The following is a 20883-nucleotide window of genomic DNA, read 5'->3' as shown; positions in this document are numbered from 1 at the left end:
TAATCTTTTTAAGTCGCATTGCTTATGTAAAAAATTTTAGGAGACTATGTGTTTGAGTATAAGTTTTTAAATGTAAGCGGTTGAGTATGATTAATTAACTCTATGATTAAACTCATCTGTAAGTCGCTCTCATTTAATGCGGGAATATAATAAAACGTTTTTCCGCCTGCATTAAAAAACAGTTCTCGATTTTCTTCATCAATTTCATAAAGGGTTTCAATACAGTCTACCGAGAAACCCGGGCAGATGACGTGCACGTTTTTAACGCCACTTTGCGCTAGTGTTTGTAGTGTGTCACTGGTACTTGGTGTAACCCATTTACCTTTACCAAATTTGGATTGGTACGCCATTTGGATTGGTCGATTTATACCATTTGCTCGACATTTTTCGATTAATAACTGTGTGGTCATTTCACAACGTTCAATATAATCCTCTTTTCGTTTGTGAATATAACGCTCAGGAATACCATGATAAGAAAGTACGAGCACTTCAGGCTCTCCTTGATCTTCAAAAGCCTGCTTAATTTGTAGATAAAGTGCATTGATATAGCTTGGATGATCAGCATAATCACGAATATAGCAGATGTTATCGATGATTTGATCAGAGGCGATAATTTGTTTAAGTTTGTCAAGTACTGCCAGAGTTGTGGTTGTGGAATACTGTGGAAAGAGTGGTAATACGGTAATCTTTGAGCATGATTGAAGCTTGTTCAACGCAGATTGCATATCCGGTTCGCCATAGGTCATGGCTAATTCACATTGGATATTAGGTAAATGGCGTTGTAACTTATCACATAATAATTGGCTATAATGTAATAAAGGTGATGCGCCATTTATCCAAATTTTTTGGTAATGGTGAATAATATAAGGTACTCGTTTTGGTATTACAATATACTTTAACATGGGAGACCAAAACAGCTTTGGCAAATCAACCACATGCCGATCGAGCAAAAACTCGGTTAAATACTGCTTTATTGCATCTGGCGTTGCCGCACTTGGCGTGCCTAAATTAACCAATAATAGACCTTGTTTTTTTTCCACAAGCAATCCTTATTTTGCGCAAAGATAATGATTGATAATGTTAAGCAGCCGATCCAGTGCACCTTGATTTTGTTTTAATACTTGATATGCCTGTTCGCCAATTTGCTGACTATGACTTTTATTTGCCAAAAGCGTATTAACCGCTGAATAAAGAGCGTCTGCTGAGCTAGCACAAGTGATCATCCCGTTAGCTGAAATGAGCTGTTCACAAATAACTTTAAAATTGAAAAAGTGTTCGCCACTAATGATTGGGATGTGGTGAAGTGCTGGCTCTAATGGGTTATGCCCACCATGCTTCACTAAACTACCACCAACAAAGGCAATATCGGCCATGCCATAAAGTTCTATTAACTCTCCCATTGTATCGCCCAAAATAACTTGCGTCTGTTGAGTCGGAACTTGGTTGCTACTGCGGTTGATATAATTTAACCCGCGGTCATTAATTAATTTTTCGACAGTTTTAAAGCGTTCTGGGTGGCGGGGGACAAGAATTAATAACAAATCGGGGTATGTTTGTAATAATCGTTCAAAGGCAGACAAGATGATTTCATCTTCGCCACTATGTGTACTTGCAGCAATAAAAACAGGGCGGTTTAATTGCCACTGTTGTTTTAGCATTGCAATTTTTTGCTGCTGTTGAGCCGTTAAATCAATATCAAATTTAATACTGCCGGTTATGGCTAAATGATCACTTGGCAAACCCAATGACACAAAACGCTCTCCGTCTTGTTTATTTTGTGCGGCAACGGTGCTAATTTTTGATAGTAAATGGCTAATCGCGCGTCCTAGTTTTCGATATCGGTTAGCTGATCGTTCTGATAATCTGGCGTTGGCAAGAATCAGCGGAATATTTCGTTTGTAACACTGACCAATAAAATTAGGCCAAAGCTCAGTTTCCATAATAATCACTAATTTTGGCTGAGTTGTTTTTAAAAAACGATTTATTGCGCAAGGCAAATCATAAGGTAAATAGACATGATGAACGCTATCACCGAATGATGATTTCACTCGCTCCGAGCCTGTTGGCGTCATAGTGGTCACAGTGATAGGTAAATTAGGATATTGTTGTTGCAATGCTTTGATTAGTGGGATAGCGGCAATCGTTTCCCCCACTGATACGGCATGAAGTAAAATACCGTTAGGTTCAACTTTATTTTGGCAAAAACCATAGCGTTCAAGCCAACGCTTACGATAAGCAGGCGCTTTACAGCTACGCCAAAGTAGCCTTAGCCAAACCAAGGGTTGAATCAAATATAATAAAACAGTATATAAAATTTGCATGCTAATTATTGGGTTAGATCAAAAAAGTGCTCGCGGTAATAAACCAGTTCGGCAATCGAATCACGAATATCGTCAAGCGCTTGGTGCGAACTCTGTTTACTAATTCCTTTTAGTATTTCTGGTTTCCAACGTTTAGCTAATTCTTTAATTGTGCTGACATCTAAATAACGATAATGGAAATAACGTTCTAAATTAGGCATATAGTTAAATAAAAAACGACGATCTTGCCCAATAGTATTACCACAAATTGGTGAGCAGTTTTCAGGTACCCATTGTTTTAAAAATTCGATGGTTTGTTGTTCGGCTTGTTGTTCGCTAATGGTACTTGTACGAACACGCTCAATGAGTCCTGATTTGCCATGAGTATTTTGATTCCACTCATCCATTAAAGCTAATTGCTCATCAGATTGATGAACGGCAATGACCGGTCCTTCAGCAAGGATATTTAAATTAGAATCGGTAACAATGGTTGCAATTTCAATAATGCGATCAGTGGTTGGATTAAGTCCTGTCATTTCAAGATCGATCCAAATAAGATTACTATTGTTAATTTGTGGTTGTTTGCTCATAATTTGCGATAGAAATTTTCTTTTTGATACTGAGTAGTGTAGCATAACTGACAATCTGTTTTAGTAAAAAATGAGTGCTATGGCAAAAAATCAACTCTCCAATAATCAAAAAAGGCGTGTAGCGGCAAAACACCAGCAACGATTAGCTATAAAACAAGATGAAAGTCTATCAAATTTTTCATCCCCTCGTGATGGTGTGGTGATAAGTCGTTTTGGTAAATCGGCTGATGTCGAAGATGATGCAGGCCTTATTTATCGTTGTAGTATTCGGCGTACGTTACCGTCGTTAGTCACTGGCGATAAAGTTTTGTGGCGCGAAAGTTTAGAGCCAAACACCAATGGCATCATTGAAGCGGTTCATCCTCGGCACTCTGAGCTTGTTCGCCCTGATTTTTATGATGGTGTTAAACCTGTTGCCGCAAATGTTGATCAAATCGTGATTATTTCGGCTGTCTTGCCAGAACTATCACTAAATATTATCGATCGCTATTTAGTGGCTTGTGAAAGTACCGATATACAACCCATTATTGTTTTAAACAAAATTGATTTACTCAATGATGAGCAACGCGCTGAAGTTGAAAAACAATTGGCGATTTATACCAAAATTGGTTATCAAGTGTTGTATGTTTCATGCCAGCACCAACAAGGTATTGCGGTATTGCAAGATGCTTTGCAAGGTAAGGTTTCTATTTTAGTTGGGCAATCAGGTGTGGGTAAATCAAGTATTATTAATTTATTGTTACCTGATCAATCACAATCAGCAATGACTGGGGATATTTCGGGAATATCAGGACTTGGTCAACACACCACAACCTCATCAAAGCTTTACCATTTACCAAATGGTGGCGATATTATTGATTCGCCGGGCATTCGTGAATTTGGTTTATGGCACTTAGAGCCGGAGCAAGTGATTAGTGGTTTTAAAGAATTTAATAATTATTTAGGTGGTTGCCACTTTCGTGATTGTAATCATCTTGACACACCAGGATGTTTATTACAAAAAGCCGTGCAAGATGGTGAAATTGCTCAATCAAGGTTAGATAACTATCATCGAATTTTGCAGTCAATGCAAGAAGTTAAAGCAAAAACCAATAAAAGCTACAAGTAGTGGATTTGGGCGCGTTGTTTTTTACAATTAATCTATTATGTTCATCAATGAGTGCTCACAATAAGTAGTAACCGTACCAGACAGCTAAAAGTGTCGCCACTTGATTGTGAGCAATAGGGTGATTTATTTTTCATTCACCGTTTTAATTGCAAAACCGATAACAACATAAGCCCAACCTTGGAAGATAAGGTCAATACCTAAAAACATGCCTAATACCCAAAGGCTGTCATATGGCCACCCCATGATAATCATAAAGCCTAAAATAAGTGTAATAATGGCAGAGGTTAAAATCCATCCCCAGCGAGGCAAATTGCGATTATTTAGCGCTGCAAATAATTGAGTAAAACCGCCCATCAGTAATAAGAATGAAATGACTAACGTTAAAGCTGATGAAACCGCAACCGGTTGGAAAAACGACATCAAGCCAATCACAATATATAAAATCCCCATTACTGCCCATAAAGCCGATTGGCCAAAGCTTTTAATATTAAATGAATGTAACGCTTGAGCAATTCCTGCAATTAATATTAATGAACCAATAAAATAGACAGAAAAGACGGTAGCGATAAACTGATAACCTAATGCTAAGCACCCCAATACAATTAAAATAACACCGATTAAAATAAACCAACTTGATTTTTGTTTAAGGCTTTGTAGATTGTTTTCGTTAGATATCATGTTATTTCCCTGTTTTTATAAGTTAATTTTGGGTTTTAAATTAAAATTTTTTAAAACCTATGCGCTTGCTAATAGTGATTAGAAAATAAAAAGAAAGGTCTTGAAGTTTTAATTTATTACACAGTCGTTATTTTTGTTGAAAATTTGACTGTGCAATAAATTAGTAAATATGATAAGACTAAATTTAAAATTAATCTTTATCTTTCAGTGCTTCTTCTAATGTTGAATAGAACATGATTTTGTTAGATGTTGGCACTACTTTGGCTCGAGCAAGAGTTTTTAATGGTTGAAATTGCAACTCGCAAATCGATAAATCGACATGTTCAGGGAGTTCATCAATAAAGTGTATTAAAGCATTGAGCCCACCAGCATCAAGAATAGGCACAGCATCCCATTGTAATACAATGTGTTTATAACCATTTATTTTTTGATATATTTCTGAAAAAGTACGTTCAGCGGCTGCAAAAAAGAGTGGGCCGTTAATTCGTAATGCAAGGGTTTTATCGTTGCCTTGGTTTAGTTCAACTAAGCGGGTCATTCGAGCTATACGGCGCATAAATAGAATTGATGCAAGCACTATTCCAACTGTAATTGCAATCACCATATCAAATAGTACCGTTAGCGACATGCAAATAAACATAATTAAAATATCGTCTTTGGGGGCGCATTTAATGATGTAAATGACGCGTTGAACTGCACTCATGTTCCATGCCACTATAAGTAATAAAGCCGCCATCGCTGATAGTGGAATGAATGATAACACTGGTGCAAAGCAAATAAGTGCAAGTAACACAACCAATGAATGCAAAACAGCAGCAATAGGGGAGGTCGCACCCGCTTTGACATTTGCTGCCGATCTTGCGATGGCTGCTGTTGCTGATATGCCACCAAAAAATGGGGCAATGATATTACCTAAACCTTGGCCAATAAGTTCACTATTTGAGTGGTGTTTGGTGTGTGTCATTTCGTCTAATACTACTGCGCACAATAACGATTCAATTGCACATAACATTGCCATGGTCAGCGAAATAGGTAATAGGGCTGTGAGCATTGACCAATCCCAATTAAATTCGGTATGAAGCCACGGTACAGAAAATTCTGGTAACACTGATGGAATACCATGCCCTATGGTATTATCAGCCATTGTGTAGGTAAATCGTGAGCCAATTGTTTCAATTTGGTAGCCAAATTGATTAAAAATAAACATGATAATCACACCAGCAATGAGTGCAGGTAGGTGCCCCGGTATTTTTACTTTAAGCTTTGGCCATGCAATTAATACCATCAGTGTGACAAATCCAACAATGGTGTCAGCGATATTGATAGTTGGTAGAGTTTTTGTTAATTCAATGACTTTGCTAATATAGCTTTCAGGCATATGTTCGAGCGTTAAGCCAAAAAAATCTTTAATTTGCATGGTGGCAATAGTGATGGCAATGCCCGAAGTGAAGCCTAATACAACAGGGAGTGGAATATATTCTATTAATCGACCTAATCGAGCCATGCCCATAAAAATAAGAAATATACCCGACAATAAGGTAGCGATTAGTAATCCAGATAATCCGTATTGTAATGACACCGGGTATAAAATAACCACAAATGCTGCTGTCGGGCCAGAAACACTAAAACGAGAGCCACCCGTTAATGCAATCACCAAACCCGCGATAATGGCTGTGTATAGGCCATGCTGTGGTGGTACACCGCTAGCGATTGCCAATGCCATTGCAAGTGGGATAGCAATAATACCAACGGTTATGCCAGCTATTAAGTCTTTAATAAAACGGGGGATGTTGTAAGGGGTATTTATACATGCTGATATCAGTGCACAGCTAATTTTGGTACCAGAAAGGCCATATAATTTCATTGTGTTTAATCAATTAAAGGGAAGTTGTGTTGAGTGACTAATAAGATAATCTTTTTTACGAAAAATAAAAGAGTGTTATGAAAATAATCATCTTTTTTTGTGAAATTTATTTATAGATAGAGTTTAATTAAAGCTACTTTTTAATGTTAATCTACAATGTAAATATTGATATTTAGACTCTTTTTAATGATATATTAGGTTGTTTATTTCAATGGCAATGGGAGAAAAACATATGATTATGGTACATTTTCGTAAATTGTTTACTATTTTTTTATATGCGTTTTCTTCTATAAGTTTTGCTCAACAAATAATGATTGTGGGGTCTAAAACTGCTTATCAATATGATGTTGGGCAAAAAATTACACCAGCACCAACAGGGTATATGGCTTTTTACATTGATCATGTTGGGCGACATGGCTCTCGTTATATTAGTAAGCCAAAATATGAAGATATTGCTTATCAAATTTTGTTAATGGCTGAAAAGCAAGATCAATTGACAGACCTTGGAAAGGATTTATTTAAGCAAATAAGACGTATTACTGAACTAAATAAACATCATTATGGTGAGCTTACTGATCTTGGTCGTAAAGATATTGCCTTGATTAGCCAGCGTATGCAAAAGAATAATCCAACTGTTTTTAAAGGAAAGAGAATTGATGTCGTTTCATCTCGCTCACCACGAGCAAAAGAAACCGCAGAAATTTTTGTTGAATCTTTCAAATCTAAATATCCAGATATCCAAGTCACTCAGCAACCCGAAGATCAGCAAATTTTATTGCGTTTTTTTGATTATTCACCTGCTTATGATGAATATAAACACAGTAAAGCAGTTAAAAATGCGGTGAAATCGGTAGAAATGGCTTCTAAAACAGAGCAAATAAGTGAAGGAGTAGTAAAAAAAATCTTTACTCATGATTTTATCGAAAAGTTAGATAATGGTATTGAGGTCGTCGATAAATCATCAGTAAAAACACGGGATTTTGTGATTTCGATTTATCAATTATATCAAGAGTTACAGGCATTTTCGCCTCAAGTATTAAAGGATAATAGCCTTGACTTTAATCCGTATTTCTCGAGTGATGAAAATGCATGGTTGAATACAGTTGTTTCGGCTAAAAATTATCTGGAAATCGGCCCTGCTTTTGATGCAAATGGTATCCAAATAAAAATTGCAGCACCCTTGTTGTGGGATATGCTAAATACTGCTGATATTGCTATAGCAAATGATAATATTGATGCTAATTTACGTTTCGCTCATGCTGAAACTGTTTCACCTTTAGCTACTTTACTTGAAATTGAAGGTGCAGCTACTACTGCTGATTCAATTTTTGATTATTATTCTGTTTGGCAAGCTGATAAAATTATTCCTATGGGTGCCAATATTCAATGGATTTTTTATAAAAGTAAACAAGCAAATCAGCCTATATTAGTAAAAGTATTATTGAACGAACGTGAAGTGCATCTACCTATAAAATCAGCGGATTATCCTTATTATCGTTGGAGTGACATGAAGCAATTTTATATAGATAAGCTCAATAAATTAGGTCTAGGAAATATTCCACTGCAAGCAACAAAAGATTAAGCTGTAATGGAACTGATTACAAGAGTTCAAAAGCAATATTTCTATCAGAAATATTGCTTTTTATGATCATTAACCTAAAAGTAAAGCATCATCGGTGACTTTTTCACCACGTGTTTGTTCAAACATGGCTAAGAGATCGGTAACGGTTAATTTAGCGCGCTCTTCACCCGATACATCAAGTACTACTTGGCCTTGGTGAAGCATGACAGTTCGGGTGCCATATTCTAAGGCTTGTTTCATTGAGTGGGTTACCATCATTGTTGTTAATTTGTTTTGTGAAACGATTTGATCGGTTAAATCTAAAACAAATTGTGCGGTTTTAGGATCCAGTGCAGCCGTGTGTTCATCTAGAAGTAGTATTTTAGACGGTTGTAACGTTGACATTAATAAGCTAACAGCTTGCCTTTGTCCACCAGAAAGCAGCCCCATCATGTCCGTTAATCGATTTTCAAGGCCTAGGTTTAATGTTGCTAGCTTTTCTTTAAAGATCGATCGTGCTTTACGGTTAAGTGCTGGGAATAATGTGAATTTATGACCTCGGTTATAAGCAATTGCTAGGTTTTCTTCTATCGTTAAATTTTCACAAGTTCCAACCATCGGGTCTTGGAATACTCGTGCAACCATACCGGCTCGTTTCCATGCTGGCCAACGAGTGACATTTTTATCATTAATCGTAATACGACCAGAATCAGTCAGTAAATCACCACTAATTGCATTGAGTAACGAGCTCTTACCTGCACCGTTACTGCCTATGATAGTGACAAATTCTCCTTCACTGATGTTAAGGTTTAACCCTCGCAATACATGATTTTCAATCGGAGTACCTTGATTAAAGGTTAATTGTAATTGTTCTGCTTTAATCATGTTTACTTTCCTCTGTTTTTCGAGAGTTTTTTTAGTTGTTTGGGTAAAACAAGCGCTAATACCATTAATAATGCGGTGATAATATTTAGATCTTCTGTTCCAACACCGATACTTTTTAGGGATTCATTACTTAATGCAAAAGCAATAAATAAACGGTACAAAATAGAGCCCAAAATGATCGCAAACATAATCGACCAAATTCGTTTTGTTGGGAAGATGCTTTCACCGAGTATAATTGATGCCAGACCAATAACGATAGTGCCAACACCGATAGTAATATCGGCACTTCCTTGCGTCTGTACAAATAACGAGCCGCCAAGCGCAATTAAACCATTTGAGATCGCCATTCCCAAAATGATAATGCCATCGGTTGGTATGCCTTGGGATTTTGCCATTCGTTGGTTAGTTCCAGTCGCCCTTAAGGCAAGTCCTTTTTGAGTATTTAAAAATAGATTTAGTAATATCCAAAATACAATTACAAACCCTAATATTATCAAGTATTGTGCAATAGATTCATCAAAAGGAAGTGATGAGAAAATCGTATCAGAACCCAGCAATGATAGGTTTGGTGTACCTACAATTCTATTCGCTTCGTTCATGACATAGTGCCCAACCCCTAAAATTCTTAGGTTTATTGAGTAAAGTCCCATCATCACAATAATACTAGCAAGTAGTTGTAATATATTTAGTTTTACATATAAAAATCCTGTCATGGCACCAGCAAGGCAACCTGCAAACATGCCAAGGAATGTCGCAATCCAAGGATCAGCGCCGATATAGATAAAAACTCCACATACCGCCCCACCCAGAGGGAAACTTCCATCAGCAGTAAGATCAGGAAAATCTAGTAAACGGAATGATATAAATACACCCAAGCTAACCAGTGCATAAATAAGGCCAATTTCGGTTGAGCCTAATAAAAATTCAAAAGACATTAAAAAAATCCGTTAAAGTTAACCGCCAAGATTGGCGGTTTAATGACAAAAGAGTAAAAATTAAAAATTATTTTTCAACAATTTTTGCGGCTGACTTTAATACCTCTTCAGATAAGGTAACACCTTGTCGTTCAGCTGCTTTTTTGTTAATTGTGAGTTGAATGATATTGCCCACTTGTGGGGGAATATCTCCTGGTTTTTCGCCATTAAGTATGCGGATAACAATTTTACCAGCTTGTCGTCCAAGATCATAATAACTCATACCTAAAGCAGCAATTGCCCCTCGTTCTGCTGAATCAGGATCTGACGCAATTAGAGGAATTTTACTTTCGTTTGCCACTTTTGCTAAAGCTTCATAAGCCGAAACCACGTTATTATCTGTTGTAGTATAGATTAAATCAACTTTACCTTTTAAACTTCGAGCAGCGGTTGATATATCTGATGTTCGTGGTGCTGGTACTGCTGTAATTTTTATATTGCGCTTTTCAAGTGCGGTTTGTAACTCTTTAAGTACAATTGTAGAATTTACTTCACTTGGACTGTAAATATAACCGATATTTTTAGTATCAGGTTTAATTTTTAGCATCATGTCGATTTGAGAATCAAGAGACAAGGCATCTGAAACACCTGTTACATTTGTTTTTGATGCTTCCCAACTCGGGATTAATTTTGCTGCAACAGGATCTGTTACCGCTGTAAAAACGATAGGAGTACGTTTTGTTGCGGCAACTAAAGCTTGTGTACTTGGGGTTGCAATACCGACGATAACATCAGGCTTACTGGCAGCAAATTGTTTGGCAATTTGTGCCGCATTTGCGCTAGTTCCTTGCGCGCTAGCAAACTGTAATTTTAAATTTTCGCCATTAATATAACCGTTATCTTTTAACTCATCTTCAACTCCTTTGCGTACATTGTCTAATGCAGGGTGTTCAACGATGGCCGTAATGGCTACAAATTTTTGTTCCGTCTTAGACTCAGCAAAAGAACAAAATGTTACTAATGATAAACTCATTAGTATGCAAAACTTAATAATAGAATTACGCATCATAAAATGCTCCTGTAATATTTTTTTTACATATAAGTTAAATATTGAGTTACTATAAAGCAAAATTAGATAATTTTCTAGAGTAAAAATATTATGTGTAAACATTTCATTACAATTATGGATGATTGTTATTATTAAACAAAAGATGTTGTAACGGATTATTTTATTGTTGAATTAAAGTTGGCTGTCAGTAATGTTTGCTGATTAGGAGTGGTTGTTTGCCGTATTGAGAGCCTTGTCTACTTAATTAAACAAGGCTGTTAATTTATTTTATTCAATGATTTCCAATGACTTTATCTGCTGATTGAATGACTTCTGGTGTTAATGTGATGCCTTGTTTTTTAGCTGCATCGGTATTGATGACAAGGCGTAGGGCTTGTCCTATTTCTGGGGCTATGTTCCCTGGATTTTCACCTTTTAAAATACGTACAACAAGTTTACCTGATTGACGACCCACATCATAATAACTCATGCCGTATGCCGCAACCGCTCCCCGTTCAATGGCATCAGGAAATGAGGCTAAAAGGGGAATTTTATTTTCATTGGCAAATTTGACTAAAGATTCGTAGGCTGAAACAACATTATTATCCGTTGTGGTATAGATCAAATCAACTTTACCTTTTAAAGAAGCTGCCGCTGTTGAAATATCTGCTGTTCTTTGAGCGGGTACAGCAAAAAGGGCGATCCCTTGTTCTGTTAATAAAGTTTGAAGGTGTCTTAGCACAACCGTTGAGTTAATTTCACTCGGGCTATAAATATAACCGATCGATTTAACGTTAGGTACGATTTTTTTCATGAAATCAATTTGTGGACCTATTTCTTGGTAATCAGATACCCCTGTAATATTGGTACCTGTTGGCTGCCAATCTTTAGATAATTTAGCCGCTATTGGATCGGTAATACCAGCAAAGACGATAGGAATGTGCTTAGTTGCAGCAGCGGTTGCTTGTGCGCTTGGTGTTGCAATTGCCACAATAACGTCGGGCTTTGTTGTAGTAAATTGCCTTGCAATTTGAGCTGCATTTGCGCTACTTCCTTGTGCACTTTTATATTGTACAGTCAAATTTTCATCTAACTTATAGCCGCTGTTTACTAGTTCATCTTTAACACCATCACGAATTTGATTTAATGATGGGTGTTCAACAATTGCCGTAATGGCAACATTTTTCATTGTATCAGCAAAACTGTAAAAAGGCGTAAGCAATACCATTATTATTAATAAAATAAAACGTTTCATAAAACACACTCATAAACTAGTACAATAGTTTTATTGTAGCCTTATTCATTAGAAAAGTTAAGTTGTATTTTATGAATTAATGATTATTGTTAATAAAATTGCTATACGGCCATCGTAAACTATTTATTAATCATAGTGTTATATACACTTTTTATTGAGCAAATATAAAAGGATTCATTCCGCTTTTGGCAAAGCCTTCTTCTTCTGTTTTGATATCTAATATCAACGAGGCAATGTCATCGGCAATGACCTCAATGTGTGGATCTTTATCTTGATCGAGGATTTTTAAATAACTATGGCAAGCATCACAACATTCTGTTTTTGTGGCGGATAGTTCTATGTCAAGCGAAAAGTATTGGATATCTTTCATATTATCACAAGTTGTGCATTTGATTCGAGGTACATACCACTCACTTTCGCACAAACTACAATGCAAATAGCGTAAACCATTGTTACTACCTAATTGGATGATACTGGCAACGGGCATGTTGTTACATACGGGGCATAAATAGTTTTTATCTGTACTTTCTGCTATTGCTTTACCTTTGATTTGGCTTGCTAGCTGGCTGTAATAAACCGATAAGCTTGACCAAATAAATAGGGCTTCGTTACCGTCTACGCAATCAAACTTACCATTGAGTAAATGCAGTGCTTTATCGTGTAATTGTTGGGCAGTATTTTGTTTAAGTTGCTCAATAACTAATGCTATTTGTTCGGTCGTTGCAGTTATCGAACTTAATAAGTTATTAAGATATTCTTGCCAAACGTTGGACAAAGGGAGGTTGTTTAAACTTAATGGTGGATATTTATCATTTAGAAGGTGAGACAAGTCCACATTAACTGAGTTTTGTATGGCTAAATTAGCTTGTTGTTCGACAATTTGGGCGCAAAAACTTAAATAATCATTAAACGGGTTATTGGTCGCCAATGTTTTTAAACGCTTTGCTCGATGAGCATAAATATTTTGGGGTGATGGAAAAAAAAGTAATGGGATCTGCCTAATCACTGAGTTTGATGCTTGTTGTTCAAGTTGTTTTTGTGGAATTATTTTTATACTCATTGTACATTCTCATTGATTGTGATTTAGCTGATTATTGCCTCTATACCATTAAGCATGATACCGCTGATAGTATGCTCAGCGGTAAAAATGGTTAAATAGGTTTATGTTCAATATCATTCTCGATGTCATGTTTAGCGGTAGCTTTGTTTGGCTCGGATTCAGTTTTAGCATTTAATTCTGCTTGATAACTTTTTTCCATTTCTTCTTCATACCAAGCGGAATGATTTTTCCGTGCCCAAGCACGTGATACGTAACCTGTTATCATTCCTTTAATTGAGCCTTTAACCCAAATTGCCATATAAGCATGACCAATAGCAAGTAGAATTAAGCCAATAGCGGCAAGCGAGTGAAAGAATATTGCTATACGAACAATTGGTACAGGAAAATAGTCCGAAATATACTGGCGCCACATAATGATTCCTGTAACAAACAAGACCAAAATTAAACTCATAATGCACCAAAATAGAAACTTCTGACCAACATTGTATTTACCAATTGGAATACCTTCTTCTTTGCCCATAATCACTTTTTTAAAGTTTTTTATCCATAAAATATCTTGTTTATTTGGAATATTATGATGAGCAAGTTTTAAGAACATAAACATGAGTAATATAAAAACAATACCTCCTAAAAACGGATGTAATGCTCTTACTAATTGCGGTGTGCCAAGCACTAACCCAAACAATTTAATTGATGGGAAAAATAGTGATAAGCCTGATAGTGCGGTAAGTATAAACAGACAGACCATACACCAATGGCAGAAGCGGACAATAAGTGGTGTTCTTAAAATCATCCCTTTTTTATTCATGGTGATTCTCCTGTTGTGATAAATTAGCACTATCTTTGCGACCAAAAACAGGTAAGCCTAGGCGTTTTCGAGCTTGCCTATCAACTTCCTTTTCTTGTTCAATGTCATCTTCATCCACTTCAATTGCACCAACCCCCATATAATGGAAAAGTAAGCCTCCAAATGTTGCCACAAATGCAGCTGCAGATAACGGTTTCCAAATACCTTTCCAAAATTTGACGATTTCACTAATTTTAGGATCTTTCGGTAGGCCATGATATAGCTCAGGTTGATCTGCATGATGAAGAACATACATCACATGAGTTCCCCCCACCCCTTGCGGGTCATAGAGGCCTGCATGTTCAAAACCACGTTTTTTCAAATCTACAATTCGATTTTCAGCATGACGAATCATATCTTGCTTAGTACCAAAGTGAATCGCACCAGTTGGGCAGGTTTTAACGCAAGCAGGTTCTTGTCCGACAGCCACACGATCCACACATAAAGTACATTTGTACGAATGATTATCTTCTTTACTAATTCGAGGAATATTGAACGGGCAACCCGCAACACAATAACCGCAACCAATACAATGCTCAGATTGAAAATCAACAATACCATTAGCATATTGAATGATCGCACCTTCTGATGGACAAGCTTTTAAGCAGCCAGGATCAGCACAGTGCATGCAGCCATCTTTACGAATAAGCCATTCAAATTTACCGTTAACTTCAACTTCGGAATAACGCATTACTGTCCATGCTTTTGGCTCTAAATCTGCTGGATTATCATACACGCCGACGGTATTACCAATTTCGGCCCGCAGATCGTTCCATTCACTGCAAGCTACTTGGCAAGCTTTACAGCCTATACATGTTGTGACATCTATTAACTTCGCTACTTCTTGTTGATAATCGCGTGCTCGTGGCGCTGGCGTTAATGTGTTGGTTGCAGAGCGACGAATAATATCTTGTGTTTGTAATGACATAATTTACTCTTCCTTATGCTGCGCTGGTCACTTTTTCGATATTAACTAAGAATGATTTATATTCTGGCGTTTGTGAATTTGCATCACCTAAATGAGGCGTTAATTCATTCACCAAAAATCCTTTCTTCGTTTGACCTGTGAACCCCCAAACAATAGGAATTCCAATAGTTTCGATTTCTTTACCATCAACAGTTAATGTCGGAAGACGTTTTGTTACGACAGCTTTAGCTTTGATATAGCCTCGGTGTGACGTTACTTTGACTGTATCGCCTAATTTAATACCTTTTTTATTGGCTAAATTTTCACTCAGTTCAATAAACTGTTCTGGTTGAGTGATTGACGCTAATTTTGCATGTTGTGTCCAAAAATGGAAATGCTCGGTGATACTATAAGTAGTACCAACATAAGGAAATTCACTTGCATTGCCTAATCGCGCCAAGTCTTCTTTAAATACACGAGCCACTGGGCTACTTATTTGATTTGGATGAAAAGGGTTATTAGTAATTGGTGTTTCAAACGGTTCATAGTGTTCAGGGAATGGCCCATCGACTAACCGATTTAAACAAAATAATCCCCCTAAACCATCATTATTCATAATAAACGCACCCGCTCCCGCACTTGGTGGTAATGTTGCTGTAAAATCAGGAACATCGTTACCCACCCAACTTGAGCCATTCCATTTGACTAAAACGCGCTTTGGATCCCATGGATTGCCGTGTTCATCTGCCGAGGCACGGTTATAAAGCACACGCCTATTCATTGGCCATGCCCAAGCCCAACCAGAGTGAACCCCTTTTCCTGACGGATCGCTTGGATCTCGTCGTGCCATTTGGTTTCCTTGCTCAGTCCAAGAACCGCAGAAGATCCAAATACCTGATGAGGTTGTACCGTCTGCTTTTAATTGAGAAAAACCACTCAATAACTGACCTTTTTTAAGGATCACATTACCATTTGCATCGGTTATATCAGCAAGTGCACGCCCATTATAATCTTTAGCTAATTCTTCAGCCGCTGGACCTTCAGGGTTTTGATAATCCCAAACTAAATTATCAATTGGTTCGTGATAGGCACCACCTTCTTCAGCGTATAATTCTTTAATTCTCAAAAAGATACGTGCAATAATTTCAGGATCATATAAAGATTCGCCAGGAGGTCTTGCTGCTGCCCAATGCCACTGTAACCAACGAGAGGAGTTAACTATTGTTCCGTTTTCCTCGGCAAAACAGTTAGATGGTAATCTAAAGACTTCAGTTTGAATTTTGCTAGAATCCACATCATTTGATTCACCATGATTTTTCCAAAACTCAGCGGTTTCTGTAGGCATAGGATCAATGCTAACTAGGAATTTTAAGTTAGATAAACCTTCACGGACACTATTTTTATCAGGTAGTGCAGCGAGTGGGTTAAAGCCCTGACAAATAAATCCATTAGCTTGGCCGTCACGCATCATTTTATTGAATCTTAAAACGTCATAGGTTTTATCCCATTTTGGTAACCAGTCAAAACCCCAGTCATTATCTTTAGTCGATTTATCGCCATACATTGACTTCATAAAGCTGACAAAGAATTTTGGATAATTCCCCCAAAAGTTCACCTCGCTCGAACCAAGCGGCTTTGGTGTTTTTTCATCCAAATACTGAGCGAGTGAAACTTGAGACTCTTTAGGCAAATCAAGATAGGCAGGTAAGCGATTTGATAATAAACCAACATCGGTTAAACCTTGAATATTTGAATGGCCGCGAAGTGCATTAACGCCACCACCCATTACACCAATATTACCTAATATAAGCTGGATCATTGCAGCAGTGCGAATAATTTGTGAACCATAACTATGCTGAGTCCAACCTAATGCGTATAGAAAAGTAGCCGCTCTATCATTGGTCTTTGTACTAGCCAGAGAACGGCAAACATGTAAAAATCCGTCAATTGGGCTACCGGTCACTTTATTTACCATTTCCGGAGTGTAACGGCTAACATGCTGTTTTAATAGATTCCAAACACAACGAGGATGGCTGAGTGTTTTATCTCGAAGTGCATAACCATTTTCATCTTTTTGATATGCCCAGCTCGTTTGATCATATTGGCGATTAGTTGCGTCATAACCGCTAAACAACCCACTATCGGCATCAAAATTGAAATCATCACGCACAATGAGGCTCGCATTACTATGCGTGACTAAATACTCAAAGTTAACTTCGTTATGAGTAATTAGATAATTAATAATACCGAGTAAAAATGCAATGTCCGATCCTGAACGAATAGGCACATAGTGATCAGCAACAGAAGCTGTTCGGTGAAAACGAGGATCGATAGCTATGAGCTCAGCACCATTATTAATTTTGGCTTCAATTGCCCATTTAAAACCAACTGGGTGAGCTTCTGCCGCATTACCTCCCATGACAATGACAACATTGGCATTTTTGATATCGTTCCAATTATTGGTCATTGCACCACGTCCAAAAGTGGCTGCTAAACTTGATACGGAAGGACCATGACAAACTCGTGCCTGAGTTTCAAGGCTTAACATTCCTAATGCGCGAGCAACTTTAAACGCTAACCAACCTGTTTCATTACTAGCAGCTGATGTTACAAGCCATCCAGTTGTAGTCCAGCGATTAACCGTGTTGCCTTTGTCATTTTTTTCAACAAAATTTTTGTCTCGATCAGCTTTCATTAAACGAGCAATGCGATCAATGGCATCAGCCCAACTTATTTTTTGCCATTTATCTGAACCCGGAGCACGGTATTCTGGATATTTAACGCGATTTTCACTTTTTATATAATCAAGAACACCAGCCCCTTTCGGACAAAGTGAACCACGACTAACAGGGTGATCTGGATCGCCTTCAATATGAAAAATGGAAGATTCGGCATTTTTAGCACCATCTCCTCGGCTATAAAGTAGCATTCCACAACCAACTGAACAGTAAGTACAGTTATTACGGGTTTCTTTTGATTTGAGTAATTTAAATTGGCGAGTTTGTGCAAGTGCGACATTCGGTGCTAGTCCGAGTGTGGCAACTGTTGTGCCTGCCATACCACCAGCGCAGATCTTAAAGAACTGTCTACGGTTAAATAGCATATGGACTCCTTAGAAAGCTGACATTACATTTTAATTTATTCTATTGGAAGCGATTAACATCCTTACTATTCATAATGATAATCTTTAATGAAATGGAAATAAAGGAAAAAACAAACAGGAATCCAGAAAATTTGACATGGGTCAAATTTTATACAAAATAGTTGTTCTTTATATCAATTTATTCTCTATTTATTGGCCTAAATTTGCCCATTTGGATAAATGGGCAAACTGAATTAGTGAACTTAGCTATTGGATTGCTTAGCTAAAGGGTTAATTTCGTCAATGGTTTGCATTACTCTAGTGGTAATAAGTGGTTTAAGGATTTCGTTCATTTTTTCAATTTTTGGTACGTTTTCGTCACCTTGATCATCTAGATAACCTTGTTCCCGTAGTGATGCAACAAGTGTTGAAAATACGCCTTTGTCAAAGAACTCAGGGGAATTAATACCGTGTAAGACAGATAATCGCTCGGCAATTAATCGGCCTTCTTTTTCTAACGTTGCTCGACTGATTGTTGGATCTTTTTGTAATAAAGAAAACGCAATAGCATAACGTTGCAGTGTATCTCTAGATGATGAAGCAAGTAATTGTAATCCTGAAATTTTTAAATAATTTACTACCAACTTATCTGTCGAATCGTTAATTAAATTCAGCTCGATATAAGTTGTGATGATTTGTTGCACATATTCAGTAAGTTGTTCATCATTATGATAAAGGAATAGCTCTGATTTGATTAAAGGGAAGAGACACTTTACTTGTTCTAAAATTTCGTCAGATGATATATGGTTATGTTTAAGCACAATTCTGGCTACGATAGCAGGGATAATCAGTAAATGCTGAATATTATTGCGGTAATACGTCATTAATACTGCTTGTTCGGTGGTAAGACCGACCATTTCGCCAACTTTGTCGGTGGTAATAATGAATTTCCCCATATCTTTAGCGTGTTCAAATAATTCTTCGGGTGTCTGATCTGGAATAGTAATTAAATGTGAATAAGGGACTTTTTTTAGTAATTTTAAAAGATAATCAATATGTTCAACAAGTCTAATTTTTGTTAGAGCACGTTGGTCCGCAGCCAATAATATTGAGCAACATAAGTTCATTGCGTTAATTGCCGCTGATAAATTGATATGTTCCATAATTTTCTTAGCAAGTAAATTAGTTGTTGGTGTTAACCATTGAGGACGTTGAGTGCCAGTTGGTTCAATAGCATCTCGCCATTCTGGAACGTGTTGGTTTAGAAATTGATTTAGTGGGATAGGTTGACCAAAGTTAACATAACCAAATCCTAATTTTTTTAGTTTTAAAAATGCTTTGATAGTACGCCATAAACTCTCTTTTTCTTTTTTAGCGCCGCGTAATTCGTTGGCATAGGTTGCGACTTCTAATACATGTTCATAACCAATATAAACAGGAACTATTGCAATAGGCCTTGCATCACCACGTAGTAATGTTTGAATTGTCATCATTAACATACCCGTTTTAGGATCAAGTAACCGACCTGTACGTGAGCGCCCACCTTCAATAAAGTACTCAACAGCATAACCACGAATAAATAACTCTGCTAAATATTCCCGAAAAACAGACGTATAGAGTTTATTACCACGGAACGAACGACGAATAAAAAACGCGCCTAATCGTCTAAAAATAGGGCCGGCAGGCCAAAAGTTTAGATTAATACCTGCAGCAATATGAGGAGGTACTAACCCTTGTCGATAAAGTACATAGGATAACAATAAGTAATCCATATGACTACGATGACAAGGTACATAGACAATCTCCTGTCCATTTTGAGCTAATTCGCGAACGGGATCTGCATTGGTTACTTTGAGCCCTTGATAAAGCCTATTCCACGCCCAAGTAAGGACAAAATCAGTGACTCTAAGCATATGATAAGAAAAGTTAGCTGCAATTTCGTTTAAATTAGCTAATGCATTTTTTTTTGCTTTATCAAGAGTGATATTTTTACTTTTGGCTTCTTCTTGTATTGCTTCTGATAGTGCTTGTTTTTTGAGTAAATTATTCAACATTGCTTGGCGAACAGGCAGTTTAGGACCAATTGAAGCCATACGTTGTTTGGCAAAATGAATACGTGCAACGCGGGCCAATTTATGTGCTAAAACTGAAAGATCTTGTTTATCGACATGAATATCTTTAAACGAAACGGTACGAGAAAAGCGTGTATAACAGTCTCTTCCTGATGTGATAATTTTTAGAAATTTACTAGTTGCACCAAGCACTTGTAGTGATAGCTTTTTTTTACCTTCTTTATCTGGCCGACGTCCAAACATCACCGAAACGGGTAACATTTGAATATCAAGATCATGATTTTGTTGATGTGCAGAAATATAATCCCTTAAAATACCAATAGCTTTTTTTCTTTGTTGGTTAGATGCAAAAATACCGGGGCCTTTATCAATATAGATATAAGCAGGAACAGTTTTTCCGTTAATATCGATACCAATTAATGGATCAGGTAAATTATATTGCAAACAAAGGGAGCGAATTACCATTAAATCAATTTGAGAGTTGTAAGGTAGAACATATAAAATTGGTCTAGCAGTATCAAGCCCTAATTCTGTTATTGGATTAGTAGGAATCGGTTTACTTTTAACAAAAAGTTTGATCAAAAGTTGGATAAGAAAAAAATAGACTTTAGTCCACCAAGAAAACATAAAAAAATAAACCTCATACTTTTGCGTTATTCATATACTTAAAAAGCGATGAATTGAGTATATACTTGTTATCACCCAATCGTTA

Annotated in this window: 16 protein-coding genes; 2 read left to right on the top strand and 14 right to left on the bottom strand. The window is 37.0% G+C overall.

Annotated features, from left to right (window positions below):
- Nucleotides 1–44 precede the first annotated feature (44 nt).
- From hemH to orn, 3 genes are read right to left on the bottom strand one after another with little or no spacing between them, the layout of a single operon-like run.
- On the bottom strand, nucleotides 45–1040 hold the full coding sequence (gene hemH, locus GQ598_RS07045) for a ferrochelatase (RefSeq protein ID WP_160403218.1): 996 nt from the start codon (nucleotides 1038–1040) through the stop codon (nucleotides 45–47).
- 9 nt (nucleotides 1041–1049) lie between these two features.
- Complete coding sequence (waaA, locus tag GQ598_RS07040; RefSeq protein ID WP_160403216.1) at nucleotides 1050–2321, bottom strand: lipid IV(A) 3-deoxy-D-manno-octulosonic acid transferase; 1272 nt, start codon at nucleotides 2319–2321, stop codon at nucleotides 1050–1052.
- Between the two features lie 5 nt (nucleotides 2322–2326).
- The gene (gene orn, locus GQ598_RS07035; RefSeq protein WP_160403214.1) at nucleotides 2327–2890 is read right to left on the bottom strand and encodes an oligoribonuclease; all 564 of its coding nucleotides are present in this window, start codon (nucleotides 2888–2890) and stop codon (nucleotides 2327–2329) included.
- A gap of 79 nt (nucleotides 2891–2969) precedes the next feature.
- Between orn and rsgA the strand changes: the two genes are divergently transcribed.
- Nucleotides 2970–3998 carry a small ribosomal subunit biogenesis GTPase RsgA gene (gene rsgA / locus GQ598_RS07030; protein ID WP_160403212.1) on the top strand — a complete coding sequence of 343 codons (1029 nt, stop codon included), beginning with the start codon at nucleotides 2970–2972 and terminating at the stop codon, nucleotides 3996–3998.
- Between the two features lie 123 nt (nucleotides 3999–4121).
- On the opposite strand, the gene GQ598_RS07025 is transcribed toward rsgA, so the two are convergent.
- Both GQ598_RS07025 and dauA read right to left on the bottom strand, forming a co-directional pair.
- Nucleotides 4122–4676 carry an HdeD family acid-resistance protein gene (locus tag GQ598_RS07025; protein WP_160403210.1) on the bottom strand — a complete coding sequence of 185 codons (555 nt, stop codon included), beginning with the start codon at nucleotides 4674–4676 and terminating at the stop codon, nucleotides 4122–4124.
- 190 nt (nucleotides 4677–4866) lie between these two features.
- On the bottom strand, nucleotides 4867–6540 hold the full coding sequence (dauA, locus tag GQ598_RS07020) for a C4-dicarboxylic acid transporter DauA (protein ID WP_160403208.1): 1674 nt from the start codon (nucleotides 6538–6540) through the stop codon (nucleotides 4867–4869).
- A 232-nt stretch (nucleotides 6541–6772) separates the two neighbouring features.
- On the opposite strand from dauA, the gene GQ598_RS07015 reads away from it, so the two are divergent.
- The gene (locus GQ598_RS07015) at nucleotides 6773–8122 is read left to right on the top strand and encodes a histidine-type phosphatase (RefSeq protein WP_160403206.1); all 1350 of its coding nucleotides are present in this window, start codon (nucleotides 6773–6775) and stop codon (nucleotides 8120–8122) included.
- Nucleotides 8123–8191: 69 nt separating this feature from the next.
- On the opposite strand, the gene GQ598_RS07010 is transcribed toward GQ598_RS07015, so the two are convergent.
- The 9 genes from GQ598_RS07010 to plsB form a co-directional block, all read right to left on the bottom strand.
- Nucleotides 8192–8986 carry an ABC transporter ATP-binding protein gene (locus GQ598_RS07010; protein ID WP_091350557.1) on the bottom strand — a complete coding sequence of 265 codons (795 nt, stop codon included), beginning with the start codon at nucleotides 8984–8986 and terminating at the stop codon, nucleotides 8192–8194.
- 2 nt (nucleotides 8987–8988) lie between these two features.
- Nucleotides 8989–9921: an ABC transporter permease gene (locus GQ598_RS07005; protein ID WP_160403204.1), complete on the bottom strand. Its 933-nt coding sequence runs from the start codon at nucleotides 9919–9921 to the stop codon at nucleotides 8989–8991.
- 67 nt (nucleotides 9922–9988) lie between these two features.
- On the bottom strand, nucleotides 9989–10969 hold the full coding sequence (locus GQ598_RS07000) for an ABC transporter substrate-binding protein (RefSeq protein WP_160403202.1): 981 nt from the start codon (nucleotides 10967–10969) through the stop codon (nucleotides 9989–9991).
- 271 nt (nucleotides 10970–11240) lie between these two features.
- Complete coding sequence (locus GQ598_RS06995; RefSeq protein WP_160403200.1) at nucleotides 11241–12203, bottom strand: ABC transporter substrate-binding protein; 963 nt, start codon at nucleotides 12201–12203, stop codon at nucleotides 11241–11243.
- Nucleotides 12204–12354: 151 nt separating this feature from the next.
- Nucleotides 12355–13263, bottom strand: a complete 909-nt coding sequence (gene fdhE, locus GQ598_RS06990; RefSeq protein WP_160403198.1) for a formate dehydrogenase accessory protein FdhE — start codon at nucleotides 13261–13263, stop codon at nucleotides 12355–12357.
- 91 nt (nucleotides 13264–13354) lie between these two features.
- Complete coding sequence (locus tag GQ598_RS06985) at nucleotides 13355–14071, bottom strand: formate dehydrogenase subunit gamma (protein ID WP_160403196.1); 717 nt, start codon at nucleotides 14069–14071, stop codon at nucleotides 13355–13357.
- Nucleotides 14064–15038, bottom strand: a complete 975-nt coding sequence (fdxH, locus tag GQ598_RS06980; RefSeq protein WP_160403194.1) for a formate dehydrogenase subunit beta — start codon at nucleotides 15036–15038, stop codon at nucleotides 14064–14066. Before fdxH ends, GQ598_RS06985 begins: the two co-directional genes overlap by 8 nt.
- Before the next feature lie 13 nt (nucleotides 15039–15051).
- A complete protein-coding gene (gene fdnG, locus GQ598_RS06975) occupies nucleotides 15052–18120 on the bottom strand; it encodes a formate dehydrogenase-N subunit alpha (RefSeq protein WP_160403192.1) in 3069 nt (1022 codons plus the stop codon).
- 242 nt (nucleotides 18121–18362) lie between these two features.
- Complete coding sequence (gene plsB, locus GQ598_RS06970) at nucleotides 18363–20798, bottom strand: glycerol-3-phosphate 1-O-acyltransferase PlsB (RefSeq protein ID WP_160403190.1); 2436 nt, start codon at nucleotides 20796–20798, stop codon at nucleotides 18363–18365.
- Nucleotides 20799–20883: the final 85 nt, after the last annotated feature.

This window comes from Gilliamella sp. Pas-s95 (genome assembly GCF_009795795.1).
GTDB lineage: Bacteria > Pseudomonadota > Gammaproteobacteria > Enterobacterales > Orbaceae > Gilliamella > Gilliamella bombicola.
Note: the sequence above shows the minus strand (reverse complement) of the source record. Positions and strands in the feature narration are given on the sequence as shown.

What these genes read in the sequence shown, in the direction of transcription:
- waaA (WP_160403216.1), bottom strand. Translation starts at nt 2,321, where the DNA reads ATGCAAATTTTATATACTGTTTTATTATATTTGATTCAACCCTTGGTT.
- orn (WP_160403214.1), bottom strand. Translation starts at nt 2,890, where the DNA reads ATGAGCAAACAACCACAAATTAACAATAGTAATCTTATTTGGATCGAT.
- rsgA (WP_160403212.1), top strand. Translation starts at nt 2,970, where the DNA reads ATGGCAAAAAATCAACTCTCCAATAATCAAAAAAGGCGTGTAGCGGCA.
- GQ598_RS07025 (WP_160403210.1), bottom strand. Translation starts at nt 4,676, where the DNA reads ATGATATCTAACGAAAACAATCTACAAAGCCTTAAACAAAAATCAAGT.
- dauA (WP_160403208.1), bottom strand. Translation starts at nt 6,540, where the DNA reads ATGAAATTATATGGCCTTTCTGGTACCAAAATTAGCTGTGCACTGATA.
- GQ598_RS07015 (WP_160403206.1), top strand. Translation starts at nt 6,773, where the DNA reads ATGATTATGGTACATTTTCGTAAATTGTTTACTATTTTTTTATATGCG.
- GQ598_RS07010 (WP_091350557.1), bottom strand. Translation starts at nt 8,986, where the DNA reads ATGATTAAAGCAGAACAATTACAATTAACCTTTAATCAAGGTACTCCG.
- GQ598_RS07005 (WP_160403204.1), bottom strand. Translation starts at nt 9,921, where the DNA reads ATGTCTTTTGAATTTTTATTAGGCTCAACCGAAATTGGCCTTATTTAT.
- GQ598_RS07000 (WP_160403202.1), bottom strand. Translation starts at nt 10,969, where the DNA reads ATGATGCGTAATTCTATTATTAAGTTTTGCATACTAATGAGTTTATCA.
- GQ598_RS06995 (WP_160403200.1), bottom strand. Translation starts at nt 12,203, where the DNA reads ATGAAACGTTTTATTTTATTAATAATAATGGTATTGCTTACGCCTTTT.
- fdhE (WP_160403198.1), bottom strand. Translation starts at nt 13,263, where the DNA reads ATGAGTATAAAAATAATTCCACAAAAACAACTTGAACAACAAGCATCA.
- GQ598_RS06985 (WP_160403196.1), bottom strand. Translation starts at nt 14,071, where the DNA reads ATGAATAAAAAAGGGATGATTTTAAGAACACCACTTATTGTCCGCTTC.
- fdxH (WP_160403194.1), bottom strand. Translation starts at nt 15,038, where the DNA reads ATGTCATTACAAACACAAGATATTATTCGTCGCTCTGCAACCAACACA.
- fdnG (WP_160403192.1), bottom strand. Translation starts at nt 18,120, where the DNA reads ATGCTATTTAACCGTAGACAGTTCTTTAAGATCTGCGCTGGTGGTATG.
- plsB (WP_160403190.1), bottom strand. Translation starts at nt 20,798, where the DNA reads ATGTTTTCTTGGTGGACTAAAGTCTATTTTTTTCTTATCCAACTTTTG.